Origin of the sequence: Streptomyces sp. NPDC056161 (assembly GCF_042268025.1) — a bacterium.
Lineage (GTDB): Bacteria > Actinomycetota > Actinomycetes > Streptomycetales > Streptomycetaceae > Streptomyces.
Map to the genome: position 1 here is coordinate 1 of NZ_JBHJUV010000112.1, position 11,234 is coordinate 11,234.

Here is an 11,234-nt window from a genome sequence, read left to right on the forward strand (position 1 = left end):
GGGCCTGTGGACACTGGCCCGGAATTACACCATCAACACCTCTGATCCTCCTTTCAGTGCAATTCACTCGCTTCGTGCGACTTCGTGTCGCACGCTCGATCAGAACCGTGCGTGAACCTCTCGCTTCACACGGCTCTTGTCATCCTGATCACCAGACTCTCGTGGTCACCGCCCAGTGGGCGAAGAGCCTCGGATGCTGGCGGGTGATTCGCTGCCAGCACGCATGAGCCTTTTTGAACGAACTGAACCGCCGATACTTCTTCCTGATCCAACGCATCAGGTAGGTGTTGATGCGATGGAGGAGGGGATGCAGTTCGGAGCGGTAGAACACCCCGTAGTAGTTCATCCAGCCCCGCACGATCGGGTTGATGCGTCGTGCGAGGTCGAAGAAGGTGAGGTGGATCTGCCGGTGGAGCCGCCACGAGCGGATCTCCGTGCTGATCTTCTTCTGGGCGTCCTTGCTGATCGCGGGCAGAAAGCCGGTGAAGTTCGTACCGTTCCTGTTCCGCGCCCCGCGGGCTCGGAAGGTGAACCCGAGGAAGGTGAACGACGTGTGCTCGTAGGAGCCGCGCCGCTTGCCGTCCTTGCAGTACACGATCCGGGTCTTGTCGGGATGCAGCCGCAGCCCGACGTCGCCCATTCTGTTCGCGAGTGCGGCCAGGACCTCGCGGGCCTGGCGCTCACTGACGCAGTGCACGACTGCGTCATCCGCATACCGTTCGAACTCGACGCCCGGATACGTCCGGGTGAGCCACGTATCGAACGCGTAGTGCATGAACAGGTTCGCCAGCACGGGCGAGACCGCCGATCCCTGAGGGGTTCCACGGTCCCGCTTCTGCAAGGTGCCGTCGGGTAGTTGAAGCGGCGCTCGGAGCCACCGATCAACATACAACTTCACCCAAACGGCGTCGGTGTGAGCTTCCACGGCCTTGACGATGAGGTCCCAGCGGACGCTGTCGAAGAACTTCTGGATGTCGAGATCGATCACCCAGTCCTTCCCCCAACACCGCCGCCGGCATCGCTCTACCGCATCCAGCGCAGACCGTCTCGGCCGATATCCATAGGAATCCTCGTGAAAGACAGGCTCCACGCGGATTCCCAGATGCCTGGCCACCACGGTTTGCGCCACACGATCAGCAACAGTGGGAATGCCCAGCATTCTCGTGCCGCCGCCATGCTGTTTCGGAATCTCCACCGCACGCACCGGAGGAGGGAAGTACGTCCCCGAGGACATTCGATTCCAGATCTTGTAAAGGTTGCCCTTCAAGTCGACCTCGAAGTCCTCGATGGACTGCCCGTCCAACCCTGGCGCCCCTTGATTCCTCTTGACCTCCCGATACGCCCCCAGTACTTCCCACTTGGAGATCTCGAACGACTTGTTCGGTGACTTCAGCTTGTCCATCGGCTCCTCCCGGAGGATGTCCGGTTGACCAGACACACACAGCCACGGATGACCCGGCCCCTTCGCTCCGCCCCCGTTACAGGGGCTTCAGCACTACTACGGGCCGGTCCGCCAGCACGCTCCGCGCCGGTACTCAGCCCCTCGCGGTTCAGCCGCTCAGGGCGCTCCCTCTCGCCGCCCTCTCGGGGGCGGCAGTGTCGAAGCGTGCCTTCCCACGTTCCGTGCAAGACCAGCAGACCAGGCTCACGCCACCTCCGTGCCGGGCATCACCTGACCAATAGACGGGCACCCGTCAGGCTTATCCCAGACCCAATCCCGTGGGCCCAGTTTTGATGCCACTTCGATTTCAATAACGACACTTCAGCAGTGGTTCACTTGCGTTCGTCTTCCTGATCCCCACCTGACACCTCTCGGGCGCCTTCTCCACATCGCTCACCACGATCGCGTCACCGCTTTCGCAGCATGTGGTGGTTTGAAGCCTCCCCCCGCAGGGCGGCTCCGAAGGGCCAGACCTTCATGACTTGCACAGCATTGCTTCCAGAACTGTTCCTACATACGGTTCCTTTCGCATTCGTGGCACACAGGATCTTTGAAAACGGCCAGGGCTGCTCGATGCCTCACGTGCTCCGCTTCTCAACTGAGTGAGGAACGGAACGAGCGCCTCACAGGTGGCCAGCAGGAGTCGCCTGCTTGTTCAGCGTGCGTGTCGGGCTGAGTAGCCGTGCCGCCTTTACGTCCTGAGCACTCCTTCGCTCGCTGCGTGGTGCTGCGGTGCTTCAGGCGGTGCGGTGCGCTCCGACGAAGGACTGCAGGGCTTCCTGCGTGTGGGGAAGGCCGAGGTCCCGCAGCCGGTCTGCGGACGAGCGGATGAGCCAGGCGTGCCGGTGGCCGGCGAGATCGCCCAACAGCTGCTGCTGCGCCGCTGTCAGGTCGGTGTAGCGGGGTGCGGGGTGCGGCTGAGAAACGGGAAAGAGCTCCTCGATCGCCCTGCGAGTGCGGGACCCGAAGCAGTCCCAGACGATACGGGGCAGGCACGCGTCGAGCGCCTCGCGCACGGCGGCCGGGTCCGAGCCGGGCGGCAGGGCGTGCAGGGTGCGCTCGATGTGGCCGAAAAGGTCGCCCTCGCAGTAGTCGGTTACGCAATCGAACGGGCTGCGGGCAGCTGCGGTGAGTTCCGTGACAGCCCGGCTGAGCAGGCCGGGGCCGACAGGGGTTCCGTCGAGGCCGGCGAGGCGGATGAGGGCGGTGGCCGCGGCCCACCGCATCAGCGGATCTGTGGCATCCAGGTACGGGGTGATGTCCTCGGCCGTGGAGGAAGGTCCGACGAGGCTGGCGGCGAGCAGTGCGGTGGCTGCGGTGACCGGGTCCTTCTCGTGTGCGGCAAGGGCGAGGAGGCGGGGCAGGGAGGTGGTGGAGAATTCGGGAAACCAGGCCAGGAGGTAGGCGATCCGGGTCCGCAGTCGTGCGTCATCGTCGTCGAGCAGGGCGAGAAGGCCGGGGAGTTCGGCCAGGACGGCGTCGTATGACTGGAGTGCCGACCACCGGGAGTCGGGCGAGTTGCCGGCGGCCACCCAGTCCCGTATTTCCTGCAGTTGTGCGCGCTGGTCGGCATCCGTCGCGGCGGCCATCTGCTCCTCGTACCACGGCAGGAGCTCCTCCGGTCCGACCTCCGCCGCGGCCGCACGCCATCCGGCCACGTTGATGCCGGTGGTCACCTCGTACTCGTCGTGCCAGTCCACAGCCAGGCGGGTGAGCAGCCACATCGTGTCCTCGCGGGCGGCCGCAGGGCCCGCGAGAGCGATCCTCGCGAGGAACGGCACGGCGACCGGAGAGGCGGAATAGCGGCTGCCCTGATGAAAAATGCTGCTGAACAGGCTGCTGAACGCTTGCTTGCGCGCCTCGTCGTCGCTCCCGCACAGGGAGCGTATGTGCCCTGGAACGTCATGCGCCGACTCGTAGGCGTGGGACAGGCTGGCCCAGTCCACATCGTCCAGCCCCGCCAGCAGCTTCTCGTACTCGTTGATCATCGAAGAAGGATCGCAGGAGGCACTGACACAGCCTCCGCGGCACAGCAACAGCTGGTCCCGCCCGAGCGGTACCGGTCCACAACTTGCTGCAGGTGGGGAATCGCGGCGAGCAGGTCTGAGGAACCTCCAAGCAGCCGGTGGGGACATTCATGGAGCCTCATCACCCGCTCCCAGGCCGCCGCCTCCTGACGCCTGCACAGCCAGCCCGCTCCCGCGAACACGGCGAGGACCAGGACCACGACCAGCACCCACCAGTGCACCAGCAACCAGTGCACCACCGCCACCACCACCGCGATGCCCGTGCCCACCGCCAGGAGCAGCCCGAGCAACTGCGCGTCCCGCTGCCGCTGCCGCTTACCCCGCCGCCGGCTCACCGCGCGTCCTTCAGCGACGGGAACTTGATGGGGTAGGACACCGTCGGCTGCGGCCGCGGCTGCACACGCGGCGCCGGGGCCGTGTCGAACCGGATCGGATACTTCACCGTCGAATGCGGCCGCGGAACCTGCCCGCCGCCCGCAGCGATGTTCCCGTTGCCTAACCCCACCACCGCCAGCACGATGAACCCTAAAATCGCCATCTCCCGCCGCGCGCCCGCCGCCCACCGCGAATGCGCCCGAACCAGTGTCCCGTCAGAACGCACGTACTCCCTTACCCAAGGCATGAAAAGCCTCCCCCTCGAAGCGAATCTCGCGTAACGGCCCATCCTGACAGGCACCACCGACAACGGGCCCGCGCTGCACCACACAGGGTGATCACCAAAGGGTGTGTTCCACACCTGACCTGCAGAGTTCAGGCCCATGCCACTGTCACCCCGGACCGTTCAGCCGTCGCTCGGTGCAACCCGCTCGGGGGCGAGTGCGGCCTCCAGCCGGTCCAGGCGTTCGTAGAGGGCGCGGACGAGGCGGGCGCGGTTCTGGACGCAGCGCACGGTGCCCTCGATCGTCACGGACAGTCGGCCGTCCGCCTCGCGCAGGACGACGTCGGCGAGCGCCCGGGGCCCGCTGTCCTTGGGCAGCTGGCCCGCGCGGCGCCGGACATCGGCGGCGACCGCGCGGGCGTGGCCGGTCAGCTGGAGGCCGATCTGCTCGTAGTCGCGTGTCGCGAGCGTGTCCTCGCCCGTCCACGCGAGGACGGCCTTGACGAGGCACTCGTACGGTTCCCGGTCGAGCGGGAGCTGCGCCTCGATCAGGCCGGTGGGGTCGTACAGGACCGTGTGGCTGCTGGTGTGCATGGCGGGCCTCGCTACTGGGGCGTCGTCGCGCGGGTGGCCGGCGGTCACCGCTGGGTGTCCTCGCCGCCGTCGGCCCCGTCGTCCTGGTCCTTGGTCCGCTGGGCGAGGAACCGGGCGAAGCCGCGGTCCGCGCAGGCCAGCAGGGCCGGGGAGGGAACGCCGTAGGCAGGCGGCTGGAGGCCGTGGCCCCCGGCTCGGGGGTGGTGGAATCGGTGTGTGCACGCATGCGGCCCCGCCGCTCCGGCTGGTGGTCCGTCGGTGCCTTCGACGCTACGCATCAGCGGGTCGCGCCCTCAACGAAGTTGCGGAGAATTGCGGAGGTTCACTCCAGGGCGTCGATCGCGTCATGAATCAGGGCACGCGCGGCGTCGCCGTACACGGCCATCTCCGCGAGGCCGGCGAACGCCCTCGCATAGTCGGCGACCTCGCGCGGCTGCTTGACCTTGATCTCCGCTGTCAGAGTCTCCACTACGGCCTGGACGTCATCGTGGAGGTAGAACGCCTCCAGCGGCCACACGGTGCGCTGCGCGGTGAAAGGGATGATCCCCAGCGAAACCGAGAAGAGCGGCATCACCGTCAGGAGGTGGCGCAGCTGTCCGCGCATCGCCTCGAGGCCGGCGGTGCGGTAGCGCAGGACGGACTCTTCCATGAGGACGACGTAGCGGTGGCCGCCCTCGTAGAGGAACCGGGAGCGTGCGATGCGGGCCGCGACCGCTTCGGCGACGTCGTTCGGCGTGCCCTGGAAGGTGGTGATCTGCTCCATGACGGCGGTGGCGAAGCCGGGGGTCTGGAAGAAGCCCGGCGGCACGTTGGAGACGTAGACCCGGCAGACGCGGGTCCGTTCGTGCAGGGTGTTCCAGTCCTGCTGGACCTTGCGCATGCCGCCCTGGTGCAGGCGGCGCCACTCCAGGTACATCGAGTCGACCGCGCGGGCGGTGGCGATGAGGTCGCCGGCCTGGTCGTCGGCGCCGCACACCGAGCACCAGGTGCGGATGTCGGTGTCCGAGGGCGGGGCGTCGCCCTTCTGGATGCGGGTGGTCTTCGCAGGGTGCCAGCCGCACCGGGCGAAGAGTTCTTTCCCGGTGAGGCCGGCGTCCTTACGCAGGTGCGTAAGCCGCACGGCGAGCGCTTCGCGGGCGGCCTGCGCGCTGGAGGATGGGGAGACGGTCACGGGGCTGCTCAGGGGGCCTGGACGGTGTACTTCTCGTGCGGGACGCCGCGCTCCCATACCGCCTCGAACGCCGCGGCGCACAGCGCGACGGCGGCTGGGTCGTCGGCGCGTTCCTTCCGTCCGTCGCCCAGTCGCCGGTTCCGGTGAAGTGGTGGAACTGCACGAGCCCGCCGTCCAGGAGCCAGAAGTCGTTGCCGGGCAGCGCGATGTCGCTCGCATGACGGCGGGGCAGCCAGCGCACGTCCTCTCCGGCCTGGAGGTTGAGCGGGGTGATGGCATGCTCGTAGCGGATGTAGTCGGTGACCGGCTCGGAGATGATCCGGGCGCGGCGCATCACCACGCCGCGCGCGACTGCCTCCTGAACTAGCGGCATCCACTGCGGCCAGAACGAGCGGGCCCGATCGAGGTTCGGGACGCCGGTACGCAGGAAGTCTTCGAAGTCGTCGGCTTCATCGCCCACCGCGTAGACGTCGCGCATCTCCACATGGACGGCGCTGTGGTGGGTGGCCACGAGGAGGTCAGCGAACGTCGCGCTGTTCAGCAGCTCGTTCCGCCGCATCGCACGCCTCCCTCACGATCGACACCATGTGCGCCGGAATCCGGATCACCCGCTCGTGCGGGGGGATCCCGACCTTGTGGCCGGGCACCCACTAGGCGGAGCCGACCTCGGCCTTGAGGAGTGCGTCGGCCTCTTCACCCTGGAAGACCAGATCCGAGCTTTCCTCTTCCACCCACACCGTCGGTGAGCCCTCGCCTCCGGTGTTCGGGTCGATCCCGACGAACCGTAACGTCATCGCGTACTCCCGTGTCGAGTCGGTTGCGCTTAGTTGCGCGATGACCGTCCCGCGCACCGGCGCCTTCGGTCAAGACCGGGGCCGGCTCGTTCCCTCGTACGGTCAGCAGCGCGCCGAAAGCGACAGCCGGGCGGGCCGGACGGGTGGCCGACGGGACCGTGGCGTGCTGGGGCCGGTGGGCTGCCGGTTGTGGGTTCAGCGGACCGATCGGCCCGCGCACAGGGTCAAGTCTGCGAGGCACAGCATGGGACGTCACAAGCAGCACAAGCCGCGCCGCCCACGGGGCGAGAGCGACCAGCGAGCCCAGGAGTGGTTCGGCACCGCGTACCACTCCACCGAGGGAATACAGCACCTGGACGTCCGCCAGTCCGGCAACGGCATCCTGATCACCTCCTCCCCTGCCGAGATCGACGGCGTTCCGGCCTCGTGGCCGCTGCGCCTGCGCAACGACGACGGCGGCCAGGGGCTGGCCGAGGTGGGCGCGGCCCTCGCGGCCGGGCGTGGCCACGTCTTCGGCGCGGCCGAGGGGCCTGGGCACAGGACCGTCCTGGCGCTCATACCGAACCACCCCGAGGAAGGCGTCGGCACGCTGGCCCGGGTCCGCACCAGCGAAGGCCCGGACGGCGACGTCGTCTTCGAGCGGAGCGCGGAACGGCCGATGGGGCTGTGGGCCGAAGCCGGGGAGAACCTCCTGCGGATCGTGCCGCTGCTCGGTCCGGACGCGCCGCCGGCGGACGAACTCAAGGACTGCCGCCTGTGCCCCGGCTGCTACCGGCCCGTCTACGAGAGTTCTTCCTCGCACACCCTGGTCGGCGCCGGCCCGATGCCGGTGATCGAACTGTGCAGGCTGTGCGCCGAAGGCACCACGCTGCGCTCGCTGCGCCAGCTGGACGTCCCGGTCGACCCGCAGCAGCGCGCCGTCCTGGAGACCGTGGCCGCCGCCATGGCGTAGCCCGGTCGCCGGGCGCCGGGCAGGCCCCCTCGCGCGGAGGGCTTGCCCGGCCCGGACTTCAGCGGCCTGCGGGCTCGGGGTAGCGCTGGCGGCGCCGGTCCGGGTCGTCGACGCCGACCTCGTACCAGGGCTCGCCCCGCTGGAGCCGGGGCAGAGTGTTCACCCAGACCGCAGCGGTGATGCCCTTCACGTCGTGGGCGAGCGCCTGGAGGCGGTTGTCGAGCAGGTGCTCCTCCTTGCCCACCAGGACCACATGCAGCCGCGGGAAGGTCCGGGAGCGGGTGTAGCGGTGGCGCTGCCAGAACGGGAACGTCCCGCCGATCGTGTCGCGGGCGCCTTCCCGGACACGGCGCCCGGCGTAGCGCTCGTAGTCCCAGACCTCCTTGGCGAGCCGGGCCTGGGACATGGTGCCGTTGTCGAGTTCGAAGAGGCGCACCTCGCCGGTCTTGGTCGGCAACGCGAGGACGGCGTCGGTGTTGAAGCTCAGGCCGGTCTCCTTGACGGCGTGGTTCACCTCCACCTGCCAGTCGGTCAGATGGTCCCGGCCTCCGAAGGCGAGGATCATGTCCGTCACCGCGACGCCGTGCGGACCGAACCCGGCTCGAACGGCCTTCGCTCCGGTGCCGGCCTTCGGCCGGGGAGGCAGCTCGTTGCCATCGGCAAGAGCCTTCTGCCCCGCCGGAGTCAGGTTCCAGATCGGGAGCCTGCCCGCCTTGCCGTTCGTCTCCGCCAGCCCCAGCTCCGCCAGCTTCTTCATCGCCCTGCGCACGTACGACCGGCCGTCCCGACCCTCCACCGTGATCACCTCAGCCATCTGCCGCACCGTGGCTATCCGCACGCACCCCAGCATCCGCAGCGCATCAGCCCGCACCTTCCCGGCCGGAGCGGACTTCTTCCCCTTCGCCGACGTCTCAGGGGAAGGGAGAGAGGTGTCAGCGTGCCGGGAGACCCCCTGGCGGACGGTGTGAGCTGCAGTGATAGGCACGACGTTGGAATCGTTCGCGGCACCCTTCACGGCACTGGATTCCGGGCCGCCCGGAGGCCGTTCAGTACCCCTTGACCAGGTCGGGCGCGGCTCCGGCTGCCGGGCGCTGCTGGCGTACGTCATGACGAAGCTCCTCAGGCAGGTGGCGCGGGGGTCCGGATGGAATCCCCCGTCACCTGGTAGAGGTGTGGCGAAAGTCGACGGTGTGACACTCCACTGATGTCCTGTGACAAGGGATCTTCCTTCTTGTCAGTGGATCTTGCTCGACAGGTTGTTTCTGACTGCACGGTTCCTTGACTCGCGTCAGTTGATCCAGACGCCACAGGAGATGAGCTGCTCTCTTACGGAATCGGCAAGATTGATTTTCCAAGCCCGCCTCCCGCCTCCCGCCGACCGCGTTCTGGTGGCTCCGGCAGCAGACCTTCGCCACTCAAAATTCCTCATCGCAGGTCAGCGCCTGCCGGTCGAGGAAGATCGCGTGTCACGGGACAACTGAGCGCCGTTACCGACCCGTGATCACCCGGCAGGCGCGGTCCCGTGACAGCGAAAATTGATCCATTGTCAACGAAGTTTGACCGATCGGGTGTGCGGCATCGAGTGCACTCAGTGGCCGGCGCTCCGGCCGCGATGCACACCGGGTTGCTGCGGGCGGTGCGCCTGCTGGTCGTCCTCACGCACCTGACGCGGCCCGCCGGTGTCTTCCCGGTCGGCGTAGCGGTCCATCGTGGCGCGGGCCAGGTCGGCCGCCGCGGTGAAGGCGTCCCCGAGGTGGCGCAGGCGCTCGGCCGTGAGATCGAGGGCTTCCACGTCCGTGCGGGACTTCCGCAGGGCCCGCAGCGCCGTCAGGTCGACCGCTTCCTGTCGGCCGGTCTCCTGCTCCTGGCCGCTGTGCTCGGGGTCGGCCGACTCGGGCGCGAGCAGCTGCTCGGGCACCGCCGCCTGCTGGTGCCGGGCGACGTCGTATGCCCGGCCGCGCGCGGCGACGGTGGCGTTCAGCTTCGCGCGGACCGCCGTGCCGGCGAGGACGGCCCGCTCGTACTGCAACGGTACGCGGGGTATCTCCCACTCCCCCGGCTCCGGACCCGAGGGCGGGGGCGCGGCCGGTGTGTCCGGGTCGGCAGGGGGCCGCCGGTCCGGGGTAGTGGTCGGCAGGCGGTGGTCGGAGGTGAGGTCGGCCAGTGACCAGCGGGCAGTGTAGAGGCGGTAGGCGGGCATCCGGCCGCGCAGCGTCTTCGGCTCGCTGATGTCCACGCAGTACGTGGCGAGCGCGGCGTCCACGATTCTCTCGTCCAGGCCCGGCTCGCGGCGGCGGCCGCGCAGGACGGGGGCGAGGCGGCGGCGGGCTTCGGCGAGCAGGTGCCGGCGGTGGAACCGGCCGCCGCCGTTCATCACGAACACCGTCGCGGCGACGTCGACGGCCGCCATGGCGACGTCGACCACAGCGGCGACCCGGGCCCGGATCGCGGCTGCTGCGGCGCGGGCGTACTCGAGGAGGGAGTTGATGACGTCGGCGGCGACACCGGAGGTGAGGATCGCGCTCGCCTTCCACCACGCGCGCAGCTGCGCGAGCGGGCGGGCCTTCTGCTTCGGCGGTCGCGTCATCCTCGCGGCGATCCGGTTCAGCTTGGCGCGGGCCCGCTCGGGAGACCGCAGGCAGGAACCGCAGCTCGCCGTCGTCGTCGACGGCGGTGACGTACTCGTGCTCCAGGTCCTCAAGGCAGGCGGCGATCTGGTCGCTGCGCCGTGCGGTCCAGCGGATCAGCTCGTGCGGCACCCCGGCAACGTCCAAGACCGGGCGGCGCCCGACGGTAACGGTCCGCGGCTCGGACGCCAGCCCCAGCGCCTCACACGCCTCAGCCATCACGACTTCGTTGTAGAGCGCGGAGGCGGTCACCGCATTCTCGAACAGGACCTCGGAGTGCGCCGAGCCCCACTTGCCATCAGGGCGCTGGGCTTTGACGGACAGAAGGAGATGGTCGTGCAGGAGCGGCATCCCGGAGCGCGCCTCGTAGTGGCGGAACCGCGCGGCCACCAGACCGTGCACCGGGCGGACCTTGTAGACGCCCTGCGCGCCGACGCGGATGATCGCTGCCTCGTCCTCGATCCAGGCGAGCACGGCCGCGATAGCCCGCTCGTGTGCGGCCTCGATCGCCCGCCGTGTCACCTCATCACCGAGCGCCCACAGGAGGGTGAGGGTCGGCTGCGGGCGGAAGACCAGATCGAACCCGGTGACCTTCACCCGCCGCCCGAGCGCCCCGGCCCGGCGCGCGGCCGCGGGCTTCTTCCCGGCGGCGAGCTGGTCGGCCTCGATCCGGTCGGCATGCGGGTGCCGGCCCTCGCCGAAGAGGTTGCGCAGCTGCGCCTCGGTGACGACGTCGCCCGCCGCCAGGCCGAGGACGGCAAGGCCCCGGCCCATCCAGCGCCCAGCCGGGACCCCGGCCTCTTCCTGCGCCTGGACGAGTGGCGTGCGGGCCGGGCGGCGGCCGTCACCGACGACGACCTGGCGCAGGTAATAGCGGTACATCTGCCCGGCAGTGATCAGCGCGATATCCATCATGGAGACCACGCCACACTGCCCTGACGCGTAAATATGGCCTGGTCAGGGTGGGTGTGGGCAGGGCTGGGTGCCCGGTGGTCGCGGAGGGCCGCCGGGTGTCTGGGTTTGTCGGTCA

General features: G+C 68.9%; 10 protein-coding genes and 3 pseudogenes. 1 reads left to right on the top strand and 12 read right to left on the bottom strand.

What is annotated here, in order from left to right:
* Positions 1–148 precede the first annotated feature (148 nt).
* From ltrA to ACFC09_RS45165, 9 genes and pseudogenes are all read right to left on the bottom strand, one after another.
* Entirely contained in the window at positions 149–1,402 is a 1,254-nt protein-coding gene (gene ltrA / locus ACFC09_RS45125) for a group II intron reverse transcriptase/maturase (protein ID WP_376538875.1), read from the bottom strand.
* A 776-nt stretch (positions 1,403–2,178) separates the two neighbouring features.
* Positions 2,179–3,429 (bottom strand): hypothetical protein, encoded by a 1,251-nt coding sequence (locus ACFC09_RS45130; protein WP_376538877.1) that lies wholly within the window; start codon positions 3,427–3,429, stop codon positions 2,179–2,181.
* Positions 3,426–3,803: a hypothetical protein gene (locus tag ACFC09_RS45135; protein ID WP_376538879.1), complete on the bottom strand. Its 378-nt coding sequence runs from the start codon at positions 3,801–3,803 to the stop codon at positions 3,426–3,428. Before ACFC09_RS45135 ends, ACFC09_RS45130 begins: the two co-directional genes overlap by 4 nt.
* Positions 3,800–4,069: a hypothetical protein gene (locus ACFC09_RS45140; RefSeq protein WP_376538881.1), complete on the bottom strand. Its 270-nt coding sequence runs from the start codon at positions 4,067–4,069 to the stop codon at positions 3,800–3,802. The genes ACFC09_RS45135 and ACFC09_RS45140 overlap by 4 nt, the downstream gene beginning before the upstream one ends.
* Positions 4,070–4,249: 180 nt before the next feature.
* Positions 4,250–4,660 (bottom strand): DUF6415 family natural product biosynthesis protein, encoded by a 411-nt coding sequence (locus tag ACFC09_RS45145; RefSeq protein WP_376538883.1) that lies wholly within the window; start codon positions 4,658–4,660, stop codon positions 4,250–4,252.
* 44 nt (positions 4,661–4,704) lie between these two features.
* Positions 4,705–4,938, bottom strand: coding sequence for a hypothetical protein (locus ACFC09_RS45150; RefSeq protein ID WP_376538885.1), 234 nt, complete (start codon positions 4,936–4,938; stop codon positions 4,705–4,707).
* A gap of 44 nt (positions 4,939–4,982) precedes the next feature.
* Positions 4,983–5,831, bottom strand: a complete 849-nt coding sequence (locus ACFC09_RS45155; RefSeq protein ID WP_376538887.1) for a helix-turn-helix domain-containing protein — start codon at positions 5,829–5,831, stop codon at positions 4,983–4,985.
* An 8-nt stretch (positions 5,832–5,839) separates the two neighbouring features.
* Positions 5,840–6,390 (bottom strand): annotated as a pseudogene (locus ACFC09_RS45160) (DUF6879 family protein).
* Positions 6,350–6,625, bottom strand: a pseudogene (locus tag ACFC09_RS45165) (hypothetical protein). The pseudogenes ACFC09_RS45160 and ACFC09_RS45165 overlap by 41 nt, the downstream one beginning before the upstream one ends.
* A gap of 244 nt (positions 6,626–6,869) precedes the next feature.
* Here ACFC09_RS45165 and ACFC09_RS45170 point away from each other — a divergent pair.
* Positions 6,870–7,577 carry a hypothetical protein gene (locus tag ACFC09_RS45170; protein WP_376538889.1) on the top strand — a complete coding sequence of 236 codons (708 nt, stop codon included), beginning with the start codon at positions 6,870–6,872 and terminating at the stop codon, positions 7,575–7,577.
* Between the two features lie 58 nt (positions 7,578–7,635).
* Here ACFC09_RS45170 and ACFC09_RS45175 read toward each other — a convergent pair whose 3' ends face one another.
* The 3 genes and pseudogenes from ACFC09_RS45175 to mobF form a co-directional block, all read right to left on the bottom strand.
* On the bottom strand, positions 7,636–8,685 hold the full coding sequence (locus ACFC09_RS45175) for a replication-relaxation family protein (RefSeq protein WP_376538891.1): 1,050 nt from the start codon (positions 8,683–8,685) through the stop codon (positions 7,636–7,638).
* Positions 8,686–9,165: 480 nt separating this feature from the next.
* The gene (locus ACFC09_RS45180) at positions 9,166–10,164 is read right to left on the bottom strand and encodes a hypothetical protein (RefSeq protein ID WP_376538893.1); all 999 of its coding nucleotides are present in this window, start codon (positions 10,162–10,164) and stop codon (positions 9,166–9,168) included.
* A gap of 160 nt (positions 10,165–10,324) precedes the next feature.
* A pseudogene (gene mobF / locus ACFC09_RS45185) lies at positions 10,325–11,119 on the bottom strand (MobF family relaxase); the annotation flags it as partial.
* Positions 11,120–11,234: the final 115 nt, after the last annotated feature.